Source organism: Bacillus sp. AR8-1 (assembly GCF_008042345.1).
Taxonomy (GTDB): domain Bacteria; phylum Bacillota; class Bacilli; order Bacillales; family Bacillaceae_G; genus Bacillus_A; species Bacillus_A cereus.
The window spans coordinates 67,417-87,437 of record NZ_QNUB01000021.1 but is presented as its reverse complement, the minus strand read 5'-3'; the positions used below and the strand labels follow the sequence as shown (position 1 = coordinate 87,437).

Below are 20,021 nucleotides of genomic sequence, written 5' to 3'. Positions count from 1 at the left end.
TAACATGAAACCAATTATTTCTTTTGAACAATTCACCTTTCAATATGGGCATGCTGCGCAGCCTACTTTAAGTGATATTACCTTTCATATATACCCTGGGGAAAAGGTGCTAATTGCTGGACGAAGTGGTTCAGGAAAGTCGACATTAGCTCATTGTATCAATGGGCTAATCCCATTTTCTTACGAAGGGACTAGTACAGGTAACGTTTTAATTGCCGGTAAAGACCCGAGGGAAGGAAGTATTTTTGAACAAAGTAAACAGGTAGGAACAATTTTGCAAGATCAAGATGCTCAGTTTATTGGTCTGACAGTAGAAGAAGATGTAGCTTTTTATTTAGAAAATGAATGTGTAAAGCAAGATGACATGAAAAAGATTGTTTCGGACTCATTAAGAAAGGTGAAGATGCATACGTTTCATAAACAAAGTCCACATGAATTATCAGGAGGTCAAAAGCAAACAGTTTCTCTTGCTGGTTTATTAACAACAAATGCGGATATATTATTGTTCGATGAACCGTTAGCGAACTTAGATCCACTAAGCGCCGTACATACGATAGAACTTATGAAAGATATACATGAGCAATATAATAAAACGATTGTTATTATCGAACATAGGATAGAAGAAATTTTAAAGCTGGATTTAGACAAAGTTATATTAATTGATGAAGGTAAAGTTATTGCAATAGGAACACCAAAAGAAATCTTAGCGTCAAATATATTGCCACGTATTGGCTTAAGAGAGCCTATTTACATCGAAGCATTAAAGAGATTACATTTTGATCGTAATAATGACGTAATATATCCAATGGAAAACCTTCAAAAAGAAAAGGTAGGCAACGTTCTAAAAGAGTGGATGGAGAAACAAGTCATATTAAAAGGTAATACTAAAAACAAGGAATTACTTAAAGTGGCGAATTTATCATTTTCATACCCTAATAAACAAAAAGTATTAGAAAATGTAAACCTTTCAATATATGAAGGAGAAATTGTGGCACTGTTAGGGCATAATGGGGCAGGGAAATCAACATTAGCTCATAGTCTTATAGGCATAAACAAAATGAAAAATGGGAAAATCTTGTTAAAAGGTGAAGATATTAGTTCTTGGTCTATTCGTAAACGTGGGGAAATCATATCTTACGTGATGCAAAATCCAAATCATATGATTACACAGCCTACTGTTTTTGAAGAAGTTTCATTTACATTAACATTACATAATTTTTCTAAGGAAGAAATTAAGAATAGAGTAGAAGGAACTTTAAAAATTTGTGGTTTATATCCATTTCGTAATTGGCCAATTCAAGCACTAAGCTATGGGCAAAAAAAGAGATTAACAATCGCATCTGTATTAACAACAAATCCTAAACTTATCATATTAGATGAACCAACAGCGGGACAAGATTATTATCACTATAAACAATTTATGTCTTTTATTAAAAACCTAGCTAAAAAGGGAATTTCATTTGTTTTTATCACTCACGATATGAATCTCGCGCTAGAATATACAGACCGTGCAGTAGTTCTACATGAAGGGAAAATTATTGCGGATAATACAGTGTTTGATGTATTAGGCGATCAAGAAACGTTACAAAGAGCCAACTTAAGAGAGAGTTCTTTAACCAAGCTTGTTAAATTTAGTGGGATTGCATGTCCAGAAAAATTTATGGAGCTTTATTTAGATAGTAATAGGAGGGAGGAAGGTGCATAGTACATATTTTCATCGTATGGATGGGGTAGTGAAATTGTTTTTATTTATTTTTTGTATGACGCTTACTTTTTTGTTTTTTGATTTTCGGGTGTTGCTAATATTATTTATTATTGGGTGTATCGGGCTCAGCATTGCTAAAATTCCATTTCCTAAAATTTTAATTGTTTTTAGTGTCATATTTACATTTAGTTTATTAAACTCTGTCATGATTTTATTGATTACACCAACTCATGGATCTGAATTAACTGAATCATATACCGCGTTTTTACATGTTGGATATGTAACGATTACATATGAAACATTATTTTATGCAGCTACACTTTCATTAAAGTATTTTACGTTGTTACCATTTACACTTCTTTTTATTTACACGACAGATCCAAGTGAATTTGTAAGTAACTTAAGTAAACTTGGTATTCATTATAAGATTACTTATGCAATAAATATTGCACTACGTTATATTCCTGACATCCAGTCTGAGTATAAAATTATTAAACACGCGCAAGAAGCGAGAGGAGTGGCTTTTGAAAAAGGAGAAGCAAGTTTATGGGTTCGTATGAAGAACCGTGTTTTAATTTTCTGGCCGCTAATCATTCAATCTCTAGAAAGAATAGATACGGTTTCAAATGCAATGGATTTAAGAGGATTTGGAAAGAAGGATAAACGTACATGGTTTTATACAAGTAAGGCGAAACGTGAAGATTTCATCGCTTTATTTGCCGGTATTTTCATATTTATTGTTGCGGTATATTTAAAATTAAACGTATTTCAAAACTTTTGGTATCCATTTTAAAGCACTCTTTAAACGAGTGCTTTTACTTATTTTTATGTAGACATGCTCAAAAAAGGGATATACACATAATGTATAATACGAACCAGTTAAAATGATCAACTACCTATTAGTTTTCAAACCAAAAGGAGGAGAAAATATGAGTTACGGTGGTTCTTGTGGTTTTGGTGGAGGTTTCGCTTTATTAGTTGTGTTATTCATTCTATTAATAATTGTAGGATGCAGCTGCTGGGGCGGAGGATACTAATTTTTAATTAGTCTTCACAAATGTAAACTAAAAAAACATTGAAGATACTTATGTATCGAAACAAATAAAAAAGGAGCAACTATGCTCCTTTTTTATTTGTTTAAATGCGTATTCTTACTATATTTCGGGAACGTAATCGTTAAAGTCGTTCCTTTACTAATGATACTTCGGATTTTTAAACTTCCATGCATCGTCTCAATAATCTTAACAGCAACCATCGTACCTAAACCAGTTCCTTTTGTTTTTGTACTAAAATACGGTTCACCGAATCGATGTATTTGCTCCTGTGACATTCCAACTCCGCTATCTTCAATTCGTATTTCAACTTTACTATTATTGATAGATGAGGAAATATTTAAGGTACCACCATTAGGCATTGCTTCAATACTGTTTTTTATTAAGTTTAAAAAACATTGTTGAAAGTGCTGTTTATTACCAACAATGGTTGCCTCAGAAAAATCCTGTGTAATATGTATCGTATTCATATTACACAATGGCAATATCATATTAATAACTCGATTTAACTCTTGCTTTACTGAAATTTGATCTAATTTTTCTGGAGCAGGTTTGGCAAACGTTAAGTAATCATCGATAATTTCTTGGGCACGATTTAACTCTTCAAGTATATGTTTAATATATTCGTCTCTTGATTCAGGAGTTAAATTTGGTGTTTTTAAAAGCTGTGTAAATCCTTTTACAACCGTTAAAGGATTCCTTACTTCGTGCGATATACTTGCAGCGAGTTGGCTAACAATCTCCATTTTTTCCATTTTAATTAATTTTGAGCGCATTAATACAGCATCTTTTATAACTTCATTTATATAAACAATAAATAACATTAAAGTAGTCGGTAATACCATGAAATAAATAATATACAAATTATTCACTTCAAAATCTGATAAAGTTAATACAATTACAGTTGTAAATATTGCTAGGAAAAAGGTTAAAAACATGGAAAAAGCTACTTTAAGCTTTCTATTATATGTATTAAATTTTGAAGATGCGAGTGCTGTAACGATGAACATTATTCCGTAAACAACGACTGTCAGCATATTAAAGCCATAAAATATAAATCTTGTAATTAATAAAATTGTAAACAATATGATACCGACAGGGAATCCACCATAAAGCGTACCTATTATGACCGGAATTTGTCTTAAATCATGAATACAACTTTCATCCATATAGATAGGGTATCGCATACATAAAATAAGCGGGATACTAGAACAAAGGGTAATCAGTAATATTTTGTATTTTTTCAAATAATGCCTGCTATCATATATGAAATAAAAAACAAATATACTACATAAAATGTATAGAAGATTATTTAATACGTTTTGATTAATATAAACAAAGTCCATAATATTTGCCTCGTTATTCTGAATTTACTTAACATATGTATTATACATGATAACATATGTTAAAGTGAATAAACCTTGTTAATACAAGATTTGTTTGGCTTTTTGTTATAAAATACAAACAGTTTGCAAACGTTAACTATCCAATGATACTTTTACCAAAATTTTTTACTCCTTCTTCCTGTATGTTCGATAAAACATGAGAATAAATACTAAGAGTTAATGAAATGTCAGTATGACCTAATCTCTCACTGATAATTTTAGGGTTAACTCCTTGTTTCAATAGTATAGTTGCGTGTGTATGTCTTAAATTATGAGTTTTAATTTTTTTCACTGCTGCATTTTTTATTTCTTTATAAAAATTTCCCTGAAAGCATTTCTGTATAAACCCCCAACCGATTTATTACAATTAATTAAATCTAAATCTTGATAAGCAGAAACCATTCGTAATTAGAAACGTTTGGATGAGATTCTAAATAAATATAAAAATACTAAAGGAGAGTAAGCTATGAAAAAACAGGTGTTGCAAGAAAAGTGGACGAGCTAGGTCGTGTAGTAATTCCAGTAAGGGTTTATTTGGGAAGTGGCTTTAAAACTGATGTTGTCGAGTACATGCGGTAGTAAAAGGGAGATGGATATTTGAAAAAAGTAGAAATTGATGTTGGTAGCAACAAACTTTTAATAGTGAAGGGCGGAAATGTAACAGTAGTCAATCCACCAATGAGTGGATTTGGTGAGCAAGTCGCGGTTTGGATAAACGGTAAAGTTGATCGTGTAGATGTGAAGTGAAAATCGTAATAAAAAAGAGCCATGAGTGGAAAGGCTCATAGCTCTTTGTATAAGGGTAATGATTTTATAGGTAAATATTATCATGTAATTCCAAAAAAATCAATTTCAGTAAATTGATTGGTATTTGATTTGGATTTTATAGAAAGAGAGCAGCTAACAACAGCTAGCGGCTCGGCAGGTTCTGTAAGACAAAACAGAAAAGAATATTAACAGAATATAGAGGTTTATCCTGGTTGTTTGAACGTAGTTAAAGAAAGAATATCACATACTATCAATGTTAATAAAAACTATCTGTGGCTTTCATTTCTTTATTTTATTCACAAATAGTTCCAGTAGCTATTCCGGTTGGAGCGACACCTACTGGGATATTAGTGATAACAGTATTCGTAGCAATATCAATAACGGAAACAGTATTACTAGCTTGATTTGTAACATATGCTCGAGTGCCATCAGGTATGATAGTTACTTGATCAGGGGATAAACCAACAGAAATTGTATCAATCACAGTATTTGTCGCCACATTTATTACAGATACATTATTGCTAACTTTATTTACAACGTAAATAAGATTTCCACCCGGTGTAATATCTATACCAACAGGTTCGGTACCTACGTTAATTGTATTAATAACTGCATTGGTAGCGGTGTTAATAACAGAAACAGTATTGCTGTTTTGATTTGTGACATAAGCACGAGTACCATCTAGTGTGAAGACGATTATTCTAGGACGAATACCGACAGGAATGGTAGCGATAACTGCATTGGTAGCAGTATTAATAACAGAAATTGTGTTGCTTAATTCGTTTGCAACATATGCAAAGGTCCCATTTGGTGAAACAGTGATTCCTTGTGGAGCGAGGCCAACAGGAATGGTAGTGATAACTGCATTGGTAGCTGCATTAATAACAGAAACAGTATTATTACCATGATTTCCAACATAAACAGTTGTGTTATCTGGAGAAACAGCTACACCGATTGGATCAGTTCCAACGGGAATGGTAGCGATAACAGTATTCGTAGCAGTATCAATAACGGAAACGGTATCAGAAAAAATATTAGTAACATAGGCACGAGCTCCATTTGGTGAAACCGTTACTTCAAGTGGTGCATTACCTACAGTAATTGTATCAACTACTATATTTGTTCCGGTGTTAATTACAGATACTGTATCATTTGTAGGGTCATCTATGAGTCCTGCATTTGTAGCATATACTAGGAAATTACATGCAGGTCCGGTTGGCCCAGTAGGTCCGGTCGGTCCAGTAGGTCCCGGTGGACAATCACAATCTCCGGTAGGTCCCGGTGGTCCTTCCGGCCCTTGGATTCCTTGCACACCTTGAGGTCCAGTGGCTCCTGGTGGTCCTTCCGGCCCTTGAATTCCTGGCACACCCTGAAGTCCAGTGGCTCCTTCCGGTCCTTCCGGCCCTTGAATTCCTTGTACACCCTGAGGTCCAGTGGGCCCTTCCGGTCCTTCCGGTCCTTGAATCCCTTGGATACCCTGAGGCCCAGTAGGTCCCGGTGGTCCAGGAATTCCCATTCCGGTCCCTGAACCAGTAGGCCCAGGTGGTCCTGGTGGTCCTTGAATCCCTTGTACACCTTGAGGTCCTTCCGGTCCTTCTGGTCCTTCAGGCCCCTGAATTCCTTCTACACCTTGAGGTCCTTGAGGCCCTTCAGGCCCCTGAATTCCTGGCACACCTTGAGAACCCTGAGCGCCTCTAGGTCCAGGAAATCCTCTAGGTCCAGTGGCTCCAGTCGGCCCCGGTGTTCCGATGTTACTTAATAGCGAACTATTTAAGATTCCTTGTAAAATTAAGTTGAATGTTTGCTGTAATAAGGGGTCCGATATATTTGAACAACTTATAAGTGAAGACAAGCTTTGGAATAGAAATTGGAATAATGCTGAGATTTGAGTGAGAGATGCGGTAGGTAAAGAATTAATTAATTGATTTATAGTTCTTATAACTAAATTTCTATTTGGTGTATTTGGTTGTACTGCTATTAATAAATCATTTAATGCCTGTAATGCTGATTGGAGTATTTGTATAGTTGTTGGATTTGGTGTTGTGAAAAAAGAAAGGGTGGCTTGATTTAATTGATTTATTATTTGCAATAATTCTTGTTGTTGAGCATTCGAGAAAAAAACAGGTGTACAGCAATTAATTTGATCACAAGGGGATATAGAAACAAAGCAGGGTTGCTGAAATTTATCACACGAATTTGATTTTCGATTATATCTCATAAATACCTCCTTTAAAAAATTAAATGTTAAGTAATTTTTGGTAAATTATTAGCAACTGAATTTGTAGGTATATGTTTAATTGAAATGTTTTTTCCTTCAAAGTATATGCCAATAAAATTGAGGTGTTCATATGGGGGGATAGCCAATACTTGGTTGCTAGTAGGAAATTGTAATCATAGGAAAGGAAATGAAGGTTACAAAGTTTATAGAAAAACGATTGTATTTTAAAAAAGCGTTATTGTAATAAAAGTTGAAGTTTATTAAAAAGAAGGAATGAAGGAAGATGTAAAAGATTTTAAAAGATCCATAAAAAAAGAATTCAGTGAAACTCTGAATTCTTCTACACGTATTTTTATTTGTTAATCCATTTAGAAATAATAGGATAATGAAAGTCTTTTTCTTGTAGCACATATAAAATTCCTTTTATAGGTCCAAAAATTAACAAGAGAAACAGTATTAGATATAAAGAAGCTACCCCGAAAATAATCAAAGCGTTATTTGAAGCCAAGTCTAAATTAGACCAAAATAGCATTAAGATTCTTATTATGAAAAGATTCCAAATCACTGTAATTATCCAAATGAATAGTTGAAAAAAACAGCTTCAAGAATATTTTTCCGAATGTTTTGTGATTTACATACAAAATAGAAAACCAAAGGTATATAAAAAATTGTGACACTAAAGAAAATAAGAATAAAAAAAGATAATAATGTAAGAAAATGCATAATTAATTTTATGTTCTTTTCTTGAGTTAGGATTATTAAGGTCCTTCTATATTTATGAGATTTGTTATGCCTATTAAAATATGTACTGTTGGTAATTATAACATGAAAATGGATTGTAATAGAATAATGCATAAAAAAGAACAAGTAATAAATTAAACAAAAGCTTTATTTTATTATAGATAAATAGGTGACTCAGCAATTGTGCTAGCCGAGTCACCTAGTACTATGGAACCAAATAATGTTCTTTTTCTATATGTAGTTATGTGGAGTTCTTAGAGGCTAGCCCAATAGACAGTTAAGGGATAAATAAAATCATTTTAGAGAGTTTTACATTTTATTATGTTAATGCTACAACAGCAAGAGTTAAGCCCAATGTATTTAATGTATTAGAATATGGTCCTACATTAACAGTAAGAGTACTTGTTATACCTAAAGGTGTAGTGAAAATAGCGGGTGCTGATACAGAAGTGAATCCTGCAGTATATCCCAGAGAAGTACCAGAGCCAATGATTGGATTATTATTAAGATACATAGTGATACCTGCCGAATTACCTCCTGGTTGAATGATAACTTGCACTTCATAGATTGCCAAATAGGTTCTTCCACCTTCAAGTAAAACAGTTGTTGGTGGTGTGAATGAGATTGCCGTACCATTAGAATTTACCACGGTATCTAGTGGAATCGCAGAATTTACAGAAACTATTGATGGGGTAGTTTGAACAACATTTAAACTGTTAGCCGTGGGGGATGGACAAGTGCAAGGGTTGTGAAGGTTAGAGTTATTATCATTTTGGTAATTCACAAATAATCAAGCTCCTTTACGTAAGATGATTTTTTATCCTATATAAAATGTAGCTTTTTTGTATCTAAGTTATTTTTAATAAGTTTTTAAAGATAAGTCGAATATTGGTCAGTCAACTCTTAAAAGTATTTGATACTCTGGGATTTCAAAGTGTATCTGATAAATATATATGAATGTTTTTTAAGGACATTACTGTAAGTTAGGAAACATAATAAAATAGTTATTTTAATAAAAAATGGGGAAATGAGGGGAGTGAAAGGAAAAGAACCCTTTATATAAAGGATTCTTCTGGTGATTTAATCTATCAATTACATTCTTGGTAATATTCATTACATGAATCGTTATTATCATTACAGCATATACAAAATGTTTTTTGAACAAATAAACTAACTACACTAGTAGAACCTTCCTGCTTTGTAAAAGTAAGACTTTGAAAATCTTCAACTTGAAATATTTTTGTTTGAACAGGTTGTAATATAGTAGTAATTGGTACGCTAGATCTTCTTGTTAGAATAGTTACTTGAACGGGTGCACTCATACCAACAACGAATAACTGAATTAATGTTTTATTATGATTGTTTGTAAAATCCTCAAATACAGTTTGTGGAGCGGTGGTTTCAAGGAAAACAGACACAGGTATATTTCCATTTGCATTTTCTGCAGAACCAGCTATCGTATGAGTTTCAATAAAACAGTTGTTTTTTTGATTGTTGGAATGCGATTGGTTTTTATAATATTTTTTACCATCTTTATAGAAGTAATCAGCCATATGAATTAAAAGCTCCCTTCTTTTAGATATTTATATAGTCTATTTAATAAAGTGAAGTAGTGCTTGTACATCATAATAAAATCCACTCTCGTAATTACATGAAAATGTTATTTGGAAATTAAAGAGCGCCATTCAAGGCGCTCTCGGATAAATATTAATATTGAAAAAGAATACCACATTATATTTTATGTATGTTCTTAATAAATGTGCAGTTTTTTAGCAAAATCCTTATTTAAAAACAAGAAGCCCTAGAGTTAGGGCTCTAGGGCTTCTTAGTTTGGTATTCTCACATGGTTTTTCAAAAAGAATAGAACATATTGAAGATAACATGTGAATGTTTCATAAATGTATCAAAAAAGTGAACAAAATTGCTATTGCAGAAGAAGCAGAAATGAAGTTTCTAATACGTAAGTACGTGAAAGGTATTATTTCCAGTGGATAAAATGCGCGTGGGACACCTAATCATTATTTTATCGGGGGAAAAGAATATTTTATGAACTTGATTGAATGAAAAAATGAAAATTTTACTTTTAGAGTGAAACTAAACAAAAACGCTATTTTATTAGAAAAGGGGACTTAGAAATGAACTTAAAGGAGTACGTCGTTTATAAACGTGAATCATTGTTATGTATCGGAACTATACAGAAATGCGCTAATTATATGGGCGTACTTCCTGCGACAGTTCGTTTTTATACAAGACCAGCGTATCAAAGGAGAATAGCAAACCGAAAGAATGCTAGAAATTATATAACTGTCACGGTATTGGAGGATGAAGTAGAATGAAACGCTGCAGTAACTGTTTAGAGGAAACGGATTGGATCGATGAAGTTAGTGAGTTATGTATGGCATGTATACATGAATTAGAAGAAACTGAATAAAAATTTCATTTTGTCATAAATAAAAAGGCGGTAGTTTCCGCAACCACCTTTTTATAAAGCAGAGCCACTTTTTCAGATATAACATATGGATGATTCCTGAAAAAAGTTATAGGACATAACCCTATTTTTATAACGAAAGTGACGAGCTCAAATTATAAGAAAGGACTGGATATATTGTATGAAATCTTGTCTAAAGTGTTCGCAAATAAAAGAGCAGCTAGCAAAAGCTAACTACTCAAATAAGGAAATCGGAGAAAGATAATCATGTGTTTGCATTATTGACAGAATATTGGGTTTTATTCAAGGGGTAGATATTCATAATTTTAAAATAAACGATAATATCTTTGTAATACACGGAATATTTAAAGTTTATAAGGGCGAAAGGAGGTATAGGTGGTATGAAAAAAAAGAATACCAGGGTAGTTAGGGTATTTATAGCAGGTCCATTTTTTAATGATGAACAAATTAACAGGATAAAGAGACTAGAAAATGCGCTTGGTAACAATCCTTTTGTTGCAGATATTTTTTCGGCTAGGTTTTATCAACATGAACATTTAACTTTTGGATCTACGGAGTGGAGAACTGTAGTTTTTCATAATGATTTAAAATATTTAAGAAGAGCGGATGTAGTAGTGGCAATTCATGATTTTGTGAATGGATGTGTAGATAGTGGCACGGCTTTTGAACTTGGTTACGCATATGCATTCCAAAAGCCTATTATTTTGATAAAAGAAAAAGAAAGTATACCTAATCTTATGTTAATTGAAAGCTTACATGCCTATCTGGCAAATATAGAAGATATTGTGACGTATGATTTCATTAATATGCCACGTATTCCATATAAAGGGCCGCTAGTGTGAATTTTTTCAGTTTCTTAGATGTATTAAGAGACTGGTTTATTTAATAAAACCCAAAAAAATAATCCTTTGAATAGAAAGTGAACGCAAGTAGAATACAGTCCGGCTAGAAAACTAGAGGACGCCAATTCATTAAAGCAGCAGTTAAAGTTGTTTTAGGAATAGGTGTCCTTTTTATTTTGAAAAGGGAGATGGGGAAATATGAAGGCACTAAAAGCCCAATTATGCGAATGGAAAAAGCAATCCAAGCAAGGAAAGAAGAAAAATAAAACAAAACCAAAAGAGAAATTAAGTACTCGTGAAATTAAAGAGTTAATGGGAATGCATAGACCTTGTTATGAACGAAGACGCGGAGCGATAAGACAAAAGTAATCTAAAAATAAAAAGGAGTGATCTTACATGACTAAACAATTATCTTTCTTACCAAAAATTGATAGAACAGCGACACAAGAAGAATTAGAAGGTGTGTTGGAAAGCGTACGTATACAAAGACAATTTGGGACAATACGTAAAGAAATGAAAGTCACTCCTTCTTATGAAATACGTGAGCATGGTCCTACACTTACAGTTGGAAAACCATTAGAAGATGTTGCTATAGCAAATATTCAATAAAACGAACGAGAAGAGTGGCTTGACAGAATTTTAGTACGTATTGATCAGTTTCTAAATCGATTAGAAAACGGGCGTGCAGGAAGCATTCAAAGAGATATTATTTATAAACGTTATTTAGAAGAAGAGGACGTATGAAATTACATGGTTTATAACGAAATAGGGATGTCAAAGCGCACTTATCGACGCTGGAAGTCTAAAGCGTTTTATAAACTTGCTTTTGCACTTGGATTAGAAGTTTACGAGACAGAAGAAAAGGGAGGCAATGAATAATGAATTTTGTTCAACCAATACGTGATCCAGAGCAAATACAGCAGTTAAAAGAGTATTTTAAGGAAAAGAGCTTACGTAATCACATTTTCTTTATTATGGTTATTAATACAGGTCTTAGAATCTCAAATATTTTGAAACTGAAGGTAGGAGATGTTCAGGGTAGTCATATATCTATGAGGGAAAAGAAAACAGGGAAGCAGAAATGAATACAAATTACTGCATCTCTTAAAAGAGAGCTTAAATGGTTTATAGAAGAAAAAGAAGATAATCAGTATTTATTACAAAGTAGACAAGGGAAGAATCGTCCTATTGGGCATAGCATGACATATAAGATATTAAGTGGAGCAGCGGCAGAGTTCGAATTAGATGAAATAGGCACACATACGCTGAGAAAGACGTACGGTTATCATATGTACATGCAAACGATAGCATTACTTATGTAGATATTCAATCACTCATCAGAGAAGGTCACGTTACGTTATATAGGTGTAAACCAAGATGCAATGGATAAAGCAATGACTAGGTTTAAAATTTAATCATTGCTTATTTTTTAAAAAAATCTAGGGGTATCACAGCATTTTGGAAAAAAACTACGTTAAGAGTATGCAAGATTTTATACAGTTCCAGTAACAAACAAACCCCCTAAAACCGCGTTAGGATAGGCATGTATAAAAAATGTATAGATCCATAGAGCAAAAAAAAGAAGGTTCTTTGGTGAGAGTACAGTTTGCTCTCTTTTCCTTGCTACCGATAATGAGGCGTTATGTTAACTAATTTTGTATATTTCTTTTTTTGATGATAGTTGTAAACTGATGTCTCACATTTCAAAAAAACAACTCTTTTATTTGCTTGTCCACACCATTTCACCTCTTTATGCATTTTATAGTATTAAAGGAGGTGAAAAGAATGAATGAAGATATTATTTCAATTGGGGCAAATTGTATAGTGAGAATTAGAAACAGATTCTTTCTTCTAGTAGAAATTGAAGTGGAAGTTGGAAATGTAGCCATAGAGGAATTTGTTTTTATTCGAATATCTGAGCAAGAAGCTAGAACATTGTTAGCTGGGGGTATTCAACGTTGTACTATTTCTAATTGTATTCCTAGGTCTCATGATGATTTAGAAGTAGAATTCATTTGTGTTTTAATCGTGGGTGGGGAAGCATTTGCGGTTTTTGATGTAGAAGACGATGTTGATGAAGCTGTACTTGTTCCAATTTCATTAAGAGAAGCCGAGCGTTTAATCTGTAGAGGAGCAAGACGATGTACAGTTATTAATAGATAAGAGTAAGCCTTTTGGGAGCTAACGAGGTTTCATTTCGTGTGGCTTCTTTTAAGAATAATTATGTAAATATGAATATCCTTCAGAGTACTTAACTGGAGGATATTTTTGTAGACTTCTAGATGTATTAACTACCAATAATCGATAATTATGTAAATAAGCTGTCCATATGGGCAGCTTATTTTATTTTTCCGCATAGCGTAGGGTATTTTGCAAAATGCTGGTGGTATCCCTATACATTAACCCTGTGATAATGCAAGACATTCTATTTACACCTCCTATCTTCTTACTTATTAATAGCGTATGCAAATAGTACAAGCTTTGGCACAGTAGAAGCGGATAGGGAATGATAAAGATAGAAACTTTTAATAAAAGCGCTATTTTAATCAAAAGGGAGAATGAACATTGAACGTAAAGGAGTACGTCGTTTATAAAAGTGAATCATTTCTATGGATTGGAACTATACAGGAGTGCGCTGAGTATATGATCGTACTTCATGCAACAGTTCGTTTTTATACAAGACCAGTGAATCAAAGTAGAATAGCAAGTCGGAAGAATGCTAGGAATTATATAACTGTTACGGAGATGAGGAAGATTAATAAAAATTTCATTTTGTAGAGAAATGGTGTGATTAAGTATGGGTATTGAATACGGAATGTTTGTATTAAAAAAGAGCAGACTTTAACCTACACATAAAAGTGCTGGAATTGTTCTAAAGGAAGGAATATCTGAAATATAAATATAATTGAGGGGAGTGAAATAATAATGGAAACTAGTACTTTTTTAGGGCTGTTCTGGGGATGGATGACGGTTATCGTATCGGGAATACTTTTCGTCCGTCCATCGGAGCTACGTGACTTAAAAAAATTAGTGGTTGAAGACAGAGGGTTTGGTATTATGTATGGTTTTCTATCAATTTTCCTAGGATTAGGTACTGTAATTCTACATAATGTATGGGTATTCAACTGGCAGGGATTCCTAACGGTTATTGCATGGCTTGCATTATTAAAGGGAATTTACATAATTGCATATCCTGAACCCTCCAAGAAAACAGACTTTGAAGTAAGGATACTATCTACACGTATAGTACTCGCTATCATTGGTGCTTTGGCTTTATGGATGCTTATAGTAATCTATATAAAATAATCTTTTTTTAATAAATAAAAGAGCCTAATGTGAGAGAAAAGGCCTTTTCAAAAATTGCATATGAGGAAAATTAATGTCAATAGTTTAATACCGATAAATGAGAATTAATTCCAGGAATTAAGTATTGAGAAATAAAAAATATTTAGCGCAACAAAGTGGTTAACTTTATGAGCTAACCACCTGTTCCACAAAAGAAAATTAGGCCCTACAAGTAATAGATGTGTAATTTAAAGTTACAGTTATAGTGTAAGCGAGATTGAAAATGTTATACGAAAGTAATTCTGTTTAAAAGTTTTATTTTGTCATAAATAAAAGAGCAGTTAGCCCAGCCTAACTGCTCGATACAGAGGTAATAGTCTAGCTACATAGATATTATATGCTGAGTTATTGATTTTATTTGTGTAAAACACAAAAGAGCAGCTAACAAAACCTAGCCGCTCTAAACAGTGATGTGTCTCTAGATGTAGTTGTAGTATAAACAGAACGTTGAGTTTTATTCATGGGGAGATAGAAATGAGCTTGAAAATAGAATATAGTCCGGCTAGAAAACTAGAGGACACTAATTTTTAGAACTGCGATAAAATTGTTTTAAGAAATGGTGTTCTCTTTATTTTGAAAGGGGATTTGGGAAATGAAGGTATTGGAATAGAATGGTTAATAAACGCATAGATTGATAAAAAGTAAAGGGCAAATCCCTTATGAGAATAAGGAATATTATCATTTTTGTTACCATTTTCTTCTATCTTTATATATAATTAATTTGTATTTTATATATAAATTAGGAGGGGATTTATGACTACAAATAAGGACTACATTCGTTATATCCGGGGAAAAGTAGGGCATGATTTAATATTTCTTAATTTTGCTGGAGGTATTGTTTATAACGAACGAAATGAAATTCTTTTACAAAAACGGGGAGATAGAAATGAATGGGGTCTTCCAGGTGGTGCTATGGAACTTGGAGAATCTCTTGAAGAAACCGCTAAACGAGAAATATTTGAGGAGACAGGATTAAATGTTGAAGTTGAACATCTTATAGGTGTCTACTCTAAATATTCTGGTGAGTTTCCGAACGGAGATAAAGCTCAGACTATCACTCATTGTTTTCAATGTAAGCCAATTGGTGGAGAACTTACTGTAGATGGTATTGAGACTTTGGATTTAAAATACTTCCCAATAGACCAAATACCAAAATTATTCACAAAACTACACGAAGATGCCTTAGAAGATTGGCTTTCCAAAAGAAAAGGTGTATTTAGATAAAAAACTTTCAAATTAATTATCCATAATCTTTAACTAACAGGTGCTTTAATTGAGCAAGAAAATAAAAACCTTTAACTTCCGCTAAAGATAATTATGTTAATGATCTAGTGATGGCAGTTCTCGTAAGGACAAAAAGAGGAACGTATATAAATAGAGTTGTAGAAATAGAAAGAGTGGATTCCTTGTGAGAGAGTAGGGATCCACTCTTTTCTTACCACTGATAAAGAGACACTATATCTGACTTACATAAATATCCTATTTATTCAAATTTGTCCTTGCTAATGGTACAATTAGATTCATGGAGGGATATTATGGTAAGTTTTTATGTAACACTGTTTCTTATATTTGGTACTGCGATATTTTTATTTTTCTTGTCTGGTTCATCAAAAATTAAGGCTAAAAACAGATCATTGATAATGATCTGTTTAGGGATAAATCTACTCACAAGTCCAATGGCTTTATTTGTAGGTGTGATGGCAACAGACTCTCCATATAGCACTACGCTTGATTTTTTTGGAGGATTTCTCTTTATTCAGGGAATACCGCTCCTCCTCCTACTTGCAGCTTTTTTGAAGTTTGCAATAGCAAAGAAAACAAAACAAGTATAGTATAAACTCTATATTTCTTTTAATAATTTAGGGTTATATCTTTTCTGCGTTAGCTGCTTTTAACCATGCTTCGTAAAATGCTGTAACTGATGCATACCGTTCTGCACGATTTTTATTTACAGCACGATACGCTACCTCATATAATTCCTTACTTGCTTCCCATTTTATAAAAGAACGATCTTTTTCACCGCCTAAAAGTGAGAAAGCCATTGCTCCCATATTAAATACATTTGTTCTTTCATCGATTGTTGCGTTTAGTTCAAATTCCTCTGGTGACATAAAACGGGAGGAACCCCATAGCCGGCCCATTTTATTTATGTAAGGTTTCTTACTGTATAAATCTATATCACAAATTTTTGTTTCGTTTGTATTAAAATTATATAAAATACTACCGTCATAAAAATCTATTGCTACATAGTTTTTCTTTTCTACATAAGTATGGAAAGAAAAAATGGAATGTAAGGAATGAATTCGTTCTATAGCAGATAAATGCCTAAATTTATAAAATGGTGAGTTTGGATTTTTATATTTTTCAGGAGGTGGGAAACTCCAATGCGAATGAAGACATTCACCATCAAACCAATCGAAAATTAATACATATCCAGATTGAACTGGAAAATGATCAATTAGTCTTATGAGCGATTCATGCTTTAAATCTTCATAGATAGTAACTGAATTTTTTAGCCTTTTAATAGCATCACCCGTTGTTCCTTCATATGCAATTGTTTGTGCTCCTGCGTATTTGATAAATTTCTTGTGACCATCTTTTTCTACACCAAAACTTATATTACCTGAGTCTTGCTGGTCAAAAACTGCAAATACGGTTCCTAATTTAATAAGCCAATCAAAATTATGATATTCTTTTAATTGGAATGTTACACTATTTAACTGAATTTCGACGGAATTATCTTTCATAGATTACCTCACATTTAATATAATTAAGTTGTACATTCCACTATTCGACATATTTTATGGAAATCCTATGCTAATAATATAAAATTTTATAAATATAATGATAAACACTTATAAAGAGGTGAATACAATGGATCAACAAATTGTTATTAAAGCATATCAAAAAGACTGGGTTGAAGAGTATATAAAAGAAAAAGAGAAATTCTGTTCCTTGTTAGGACAAGAAATAATTGCTGTTGAACATATAGGAAGCACAGCAGTAGAAGGATTAGGAGCTAAACCTCTTATTGATATGATGATTGGCGTAACAGACTTACAAATTACTGAAAACTGGATTGAAGTTCTATCGGAAATTGGATATGAGTATGTTCCAAAAGATGCAACCAATTGGCGTTTTTTTAGAAAGGGAAAATGGAGAGCGGGTACTCATCATTTGCATATTTATATTTATAATAGTGATGAGTGGAGAAACAATATTTTATTTCGTGACTTTCTAATAAGCCATGAATGGGCACGTAAAGAATATAGAGAATTAAAAGAGAGGCTTGCTATTACATATGCTTTTGATCGTGTTTCATATACAAAGGCAAAAGCGCCATTTATTCGAAAAATATTAGAATTGGCTAGAATTCAATAAATTTATAGATTCTTATCTAACTAGTTTTGAAACCTCTTCCTATACTTTTTATAGGGAGAGGATTTTTTGTTTTTTTCATGACAAAATATATAATTTCTAATTATTGGAGGCAAACTATTTTATTTATTTTGATATTTCTAGTACATTGGAAATATTAAGGGGGAATTAAGCAATGAAAGCTATTGTACATCAATATGAAAAAGGATTAGAGGGGTTAGAATATAAATTTTCACCTGAGATAAGTCCTAATGCAGGTGAAGTAAAAATAAAGTTAAAAGCTGCAGGGTTAAATCATAGGGATTTATTTATTATAAACAATAGAAAAGAAATGGATCTACCATTAGTAATAGGGTCAGATGGCTCAGGAATTGTTACAGAAATAGGAGAAGGAGTTTCAAATATTACACTACATACAGAAGTTATTATTAATCCTAGTATTGGATGGGAACATGCTACTGAAGTACCGGAGTTACCGGAAGTGCTAGGTGGACCGAAAGATGGAACGTTTGCTGAATATGTAATTGTACCGGCTGAAAATGTAGTAGAAAAGCCGGCATATCTTACTTGGGAAGAATCAGGTGTTTTATCTTTATCCGCATTAACAGCATATAGAGCACTTTTTACAAAGGGTAGATTGAAGTGCGGTGAACATGTTTTAATTCCGGGAATAGGAGGTGGTGTAGCTACATTTGCCATGTTATTCGCGAAAGCAATCGGCGCAAAAGTGAGTGTTACTTCAAGGGTAGAGAATAAAAGGGAACTTGCTGAAAAATATGGTGCAGATATTTCTTTTAATAGTACCGGAAATTGGGAAGAGAGCTTACAAGGTGAAAAAGTAGATTTAATAATAGATAGTATAGGCCCGGCAACTTTCTTGAAATATTTTGATGTATTAAAACCAAATGGAAGAATCGTGAATTTTGGTGCAAGCTCAGGAGATAAAATTGAATTACCATTACGCGCATTATTTTATAATCAAATTGATATTATGGGAACATCCATGGGTAGCCGTGAGGAATTTAATGAGATGATAAAGTTTATTGAAAAATATCAAATTAAACCAATTATTGATAAGGTTTACTCGTTAGAAGAAGCAATTCGAGCACTAAGCCGTATGGAACATGGGGAACAATTCGGAAATATTGTACTTCAAATGAATTAAAAAATATGATTTTGCAATTAGTATATTTAAATGAATATGTTATGTATTTCAAACATGAAAAAAATACGAACCGCCTTATTATAAAGGCTTACCGGCTTTATACATAAATAGCGTATAAAATTTGTTTAATAATTGTCACATGAGTAATAGTAAAATGAGAATTAGATGAAAAAAGTTTAAGCCTATTTTCATAATGGTATTGTATACTGTGTAAATCAAGAACACTTGTATGTAAGGAGAGAGTTTAATGAATTACACAGTATTTCAGTGGTTTAATAATTTTGCTGATTCATCCAAACTATTAGATACGTTAATGATTGCTATTACAAATAGCGCTGCATACGTAGCCGTTCTATTTATGTTTATCTTATGGTTTAATAATGGAAAGAAAGAAAAGGCAATTAGAAAACAATATACAGTTTTATATACGACGCTTTCGGTTATTATTGCATTATTAGTAAATGTTCTTATACACGCGGTATATTACCATCCGCGTCCGTTCGTATCACATGATGTACATCAATTAGTACCACATGCAGCAGATTCATCATTCGTTAGTGATCATTCTGTACTTGTATTTTCAATCGCCTTCGTATTTATTCTTAGAGGAGAAAAACTGAAATATATCGCGCTATTATGGGCAGTAATAGTCGGTATATCACGTATGTACGTAGGTGTTCATTATCCTTTAGATATACTTGGTGCAGCATTCTTAACACTTATTACGAGCGCTTTAGTAATGCAAAGTACACGTATGTTTGAACCAATAGCGAAACTTGTATTCAAAATGTATGCATTAGTAGCGAGACGAATTCCTTTCTTAGCGAAATATAACCATATCGCATAATTTTCCTAAAAAAATTCCCCTTTGGACATCCAGAGGGGAATTTTTTTATAGGAAATACGAAAAGAGTTTAGAGTGCTCTGTAATCAAGTTGTACTAATTAATATTCTGAAATTTCACGCACCGTAT

Annotated in this window: 20 protein-coding genes and 4 pseudogenes; 17 read left to right on the top strand and 7 right to left on the bottom strand. The window is 32.8% G+C overall.

What is annotated here, in order from left to right:
• The first annotated feature begins 4 nt into the window (after nucleotides 1–4).
• From DN400_RS17140 to DN400_RS17130, 3 genes are all read left to right on the top strand, one after another.
• A complete protein-coding gene (locus DN400_RS17140) occupies nucleotides 5–1,705 on the top strand; it encodes an ABC transporter ATP-binding protein (RefSeq protein WP_065228913.1) in 1,701 nt (566 codons plus the stop codon).
• Nucleotides 1,698–2,498 carry an energy-coupling factor transporter transmembrane component T family protein gene (locus DN400_RS17135; RefSeq protein WP_098256250.1) on the top strand — a complete coding sequence of 267 codons (801 nt, stop codon included), beginning with the start codon at nucleotides 1,698–1,700 and terminating at the stop codon, nucleotides 2,496–2,498. Before DN400_RS17140 ends, DN400_RS17135 begins: the two co-directional genes overlap by 8 nt.
• Nucleotides 2,499–2,634: 136 nt before the next feature.
• Nucleotides 2,635–2,742: a YjcZ family sporulation protein gene (locus DN400_RS17130; RefSeq protein WP_000120182.1), complete on the top strand. Its 108-nt coding sequence runs from the start codon at nucleotides 2,635–2,637 to the stop codon at nucleotides 2,740–2,742.
• A gap of 92 nt (nucleotides 2,743–2,834) precedes the next feature.
• On the opposite strand, the gene DN400_RS17125 is transcribed toward DN400_RS17130, so the two are convergent.
• The gene (locus DN400_RS17125) at nucleotides 2,835–4,103 is read right to left on the bottom strand and encodes a sensor histidine kinase (protein WP_002094037.1); all 1,269 of its coding nucleotides are present in this window, start codon (nucleotides 4,101–4,103) and stop codon (nucleotides 2,835–2,837) included.
• Nucleotides 4,104–4,239: 136 nt separating this feature from the next.
• Nucleotides 4,240–4,550: pseudogene (locus DN400_RS30140) on the bottom strand (tyrosine-type recombinase/integrase); the annotation flags it as partial.
• 189 nt (nucleotides 4,551–4,739) lie between these two features.
• On the opposite strand from DN400_RS30140, the gene DN400_RS17115 reads away from it, so the two are divergent.
• Nucleotides 4,740–4,889 (top strand): DUF3954 domain-containing protein, encoded by a 150-nt coding sequence (locus tag DN400_RS17115; protein WP_000754941.1) that lies wholly within the window; start codon nucleotides 4,740–4,742, stop codon nucleotides 4,887–4,889.
• A gap of 313 nt (nucleotides 4,890–5,202) precedes the next feature.
• Here the strand turns inward: DN400_RS17115 and DN400_RS17110 are convergent, their stop codons facing one another.
• The 4 genes and pseudogenes from DN400_RS17110 to DN400_RS17095 all read right to left on the bottom strand — a co-directional run bounded on the left by DN400_RS17110 (nucleotide 5,203) and on the right by DN400_RS17095 (nucleotide 9,422).
• Nucleotides 5,203–7,128 carry a YVTN family beta-propeller repeat protein gene (locus DN400_RS17110; RefSeq protein WP_147801773.1) on the bottom strand — a complete coding sequence of 642 codons (1,926 nt, stop codon included), beginning with the start codon at nucleotides 7,126–7,128 and terminating at the stop codon, nucleotides 5,203–5,205.
• 352 nt (nucleotides 7,129–7,480) lie between these two features.
• Nucleotides 7,481–7,887: pseudogene (locus DN400_RS29910) on the bottom strand (magnetosome magnetite crystal formation protein family).
• A gap of 301 nt (nucleotides 7,888–8,188) precedes the next feature.
• Nucleotides 8,189–8,653 carry a hypothetical protein gene (locus DN400_RS17100; protein WP_147801772.1) on the bottom strand — a complete coding sequence of 155 codons (465 nt, stop codon included), beginning with the start codon at nucleotides 8,651–8,653 and terminating at the stop codon, nucleotides 8,189–8,191.
• Between the two features lie 304 nt (nucleotides 8,654–8,957).
• Nucleotides 8,958–9,422, bottom strand: a complete 465-nt coding sequence (locus DN400_RS17095) for an exosporium protein D (protein WP_147801771.1) — start codon at nucleotides 9,420–9,422, stop codon at nucleotides 8,958–8,960.
• Between the two features lie 582 nt (nucleotides 9,423–10,004).
• Here DN400_RS17095 and DN400_RS17090 point away from each other — a divergent pair.
• The 10 genes and pseudogenes from DN400_RS17090 (at nucleotide 10,005) to DN400_RS17050 (ending at nucleotide 16,337) form a co-directional block, all read left to right on the top strand.
• Nucleotides 10,005–10,205 carry a hypothetical protein gene (locus tag DN400_RS17090; RefSeq protein WP_001049408.1) on the top strand — a complete coding sequence of 67 codons (201 nt, stop codon included), beginning with the start codon at nucleotides 10,005–10,007 and terminating at the stop codon, nucleotides 10,203–10,205.
• 493 nt (nucleotides 10,206–10,698) lie between these two features.
• Nucleotides 10,699–11,160 carry a nucleoside 2-deoxyribosyltransferase gene (locus tag DN400_RS17085; RefSeq protein ID WP_025118696.1) on the top strand — a complete coding sequence of 154 codons (462 nt, stop codon included), beginning with the start codon at nucleotides 10,699–10,701 and terminating at the stop codon, nucleotides 11,158–11,160.
• A gap of 198 nt (nucleotides 11,161–11,358) precedes the next feature.
• Complete coding sequence (locus DN400_RS29525; RefSeq protein ID WP_000645522.1) at nucleotides 11,359–11,529, top strand: hypothetical protein; 171 nt, start codon at nucleotides 11,359–11,361, stop codon at nucleotides 11,527–11,529.
• 27 nt (nucleotides 11,530–11,556) lie between these two features.
• A pseudogene (locus DN400_RS17080) lies at nucleotides 11,557–12,039 on the top strand (ArpU family phage packaging/lysis transcriptional regulator).
• Nucleotides 12,039–12,575, top strand: a pseudogene (locus tag DN400_RS17075) (tyrosine-type recombinase/integrase). Before DN400_RS17080 ends, DN400_RS17075 begins: the two co-directional pseudogenes overlap by 1 nt.
• 370 nt (nucleotides 12,576–12,945) lie before the next feature.
• Nucleotides 12,946–13,323 (top strand): hypothetical protein, encoded by a 378-nt coding sequence (locus DN400_RS17070; protein ID WP_001001284.1) that lies wholly within the window; start codon nucleotides 12,946–12,948, stop codon nucleotides 13,321–13,323.
• Nucleotides 13,324–13,725: 402 nt separating this feature from the next.
• Entirely contained in the window at nucleotides 13,726–13,938 is a 213-nt protein-coding gene (locus DN400_RS17065) for a hypothetical protein (RefSeq protein WP_065228915.1), read from the top strand.
• Between the two features lie 147 nt (nucleotides 13,939–14,085).
• Complete coding sequence (locus tag DN400_RS17060) at nucleotides 14,086–14,466, top strand: hypothetical protein (RefSeq protein ID WP_147801770.1); 381 nt, start codon at nucleotides 14,086–14,088, stop codon at nucleotides 14,464–14,466.
• 792 nt (nucleotides 14,467–15,258) lie between these two features.
• Nucleotides 15,259–15,729: an NUDIX hydrolase gene (locus DN400_RS17055; RefSeq protein ID WP_000210489.1), complete on the top strand. Its 471-nt coding sequence runs from the start codon at nucleotides 15,259–15,261 to the stop codon at nucleotides 15,727–15,729.
• A gap of 311 nt (nucleotides 15,730–16,040) precedes the next feature.
• Nucleotides 16,041–16,337 (top strand): hypothetical protein, encoded by a 297-nt coding sequence (locus DN400_RS17050; protein ID WP_098256187.1) that lies wholly within the window; start codon nucleotides 16,041–16,043, stop codon nucleotides 16,335–16,337.
• A 33-nt stretch (nucleotides 16,338–16,370) separates the two neighbouring features.
• Here DN400_RS17050 and DN400_RS17045 read toward each other — a convergent pair whose 3' ends face one another.
• Nucleotides 16,371–17,252 (bottom strand): protein kinase domain-containing protein, encoded by an 882-nt coding sequence (locus tag DN400_RS17045; protein ID WP_098256186.1) that lies wholly within the window; start codon nucleotides 17,250–17,252, stop codon nucleotides 16,371–16,373.
• A 127-nt stretch (nucleotides 17,253–17,379) separates the two neighbouring features.
• Between DN400_RS17045 and DN400_RS17040 the strand changes: the two genes are divergently transcribed.
• The 3 genes from DN400_RS17040 (at nucleotide 17,380) to DN400_RS17030 (ending at nucleotide 19,895) form a co-directional block, all read left to right on the top strand.
• The gene (locus DN400_RS17040) at nucleotides 17,380–17,886 is read left to right on the top strand and encodes a GrpB family protein (protein WP_000372679.1); all 507 of its coding nucleotides are present in this window, start codon (nucleotides 17,380–17,382) and stop codon (nucleotides 17,884–17,886) included.
• Between the two features lie 172 nt (nucleotides 17,887–18,058).
• Nucleotides 18,059–19,048: a zinc-binding dehydrogenase gene (locus tag DN400_RS17035; RefSeq protein ID WP_000644511.1), complete on the top strand. Its 990-nt coding sequence runs from the start codon at nucleotides 18,059–18,061 to the stop codon at nucleotides 19,046–19,048.
• 247 nt (nucleotides 19,049–19,295) lie between these two features.
• Nucleotides 19,296–19,895, top strand: coding sequence for an undecaprenyl-diphosphatase (locus tag DN400_RS17030; protein ID WP_001110122.1), 600 nt, complete (start codon nucleotides 19,296–19,298; stop codon nucleotides 19,893–19,895).
• Nucleotides 19,896–20,021: the final 126 nt, after the last annotated feature.

Excerpts from the sequence above, each read along its gene's own strand:
- DN400_RS17045 (WP_098256186.1), bottom strand. The coding sequence starts at position 17,252 with ATGAAAGATAATTCCGTCGAAATTCAGTTAAATAGTGTAACATTCCAA.
- DN400_RS17030 (WP_001110122.1), top strand. The coding sequence starts at position 19,296 with ATGAATTACACAGTATTTCAGTGGTTTAATAATTTTGCTGATTCATCC.
- DN400_RS17035 (WP_000644511.1), top strand. The coding sequence starts at position 18,059 with ATGAAAGCTATTGTACATCAATATGAAAAAGGATTAGAGGGGTTAGAA.
- DN400_RS17060 (WP_147801770.1), top strand. The coding sequence starts at position 14,086 with ATGGAAACTAGTACTTTTTTAGGGCTGTTCTGGGGATGGATGACGGTT.
- DN400_RS17050 (WP_098256187.1), top strand. The coding sequence starts at position 16,041 with ATGGTAAGTTTTTATGTAACACTGTTTCTTATATTTGGTACTGCGATA.
- DN400_RS17090 (WP_001049408.1), top strand. The coding sequence starts at position 10,005 with ATGAACTTAAAGGAGTACGTCGTTTATAAACGTGAATCATTGTTATGT.
- DN400_RS17085 (WP_025118696.1), top strand. The coding sequence starts at position 10,699 with ATGAAAAAAAAGAATACCAGGGTAGTTAGGGTATTTATAGCAGGTCCA.
- DN400_RS17055 (WP_000210489.1), top strand. The coding sequence starts at position 15,259 with ATGACTACAAATAAGGACTACATTCGTTATATCCGGGGAAAAGTAGGG.
- DN400_RS17140 (WP_065228913.1), top strand. The coding sequence starts at position 5 with ATGAAACCAATTATTTCTTTTGAACAATTCACCTTTCAATATGGGCAT.
- DN400_RS17125 (WP_002094037.1), bottom strand. The coding sequence starts at position 4,103 with ATGGACTTTGTTTATATTAATCAAAACGTATTAAATAATCTTCTATAC.
- DN400_RS17130 (WP_000120182.1), top strand. The coding sequence starts at position 2,635 with ATGAGTTACGGTGGTTCTTGTGGTTTTGGTGGAGGTTTCGCTTTATTA.
- DN400_RS29525 (WP_000645522.1), top strand. The coding sequence starts at position 11,359 with ATGAAGGCACTAAAAGCCCAATTATGCGAATGGAAAAAGCAATCCAAG.
- DN400_RS17110 (WP_147801773.1), bottom strand. The coding sequence starts at position 7,128 with ATGAGATATAATCGAAAATCAAATTCGTGTGATAAATTTCAGCAACCC.
- DN400_RS17040 (WP_000372679.1), top strand. The coding sequence starts at position 17,380 with ATGGATCAACAAATTGTTATTAAAGCATATCAAAAAGACTGGGTTGAA.
- DN400_RS17070 (WP_001001284.1), top strand. The coding sequence starts at position 12,946 with ATGAATGAAGATATTATTTCAATTGGGGCAAATTGTATAGTGAGAATT.
- DN400_RS17095 (WP_147801771.1), bottom strand. The coding sequence starts at position 9,422 with ATGGCTGATTACTTCTATAAAGATGGTAAAAAATATTATAAAAACCAA.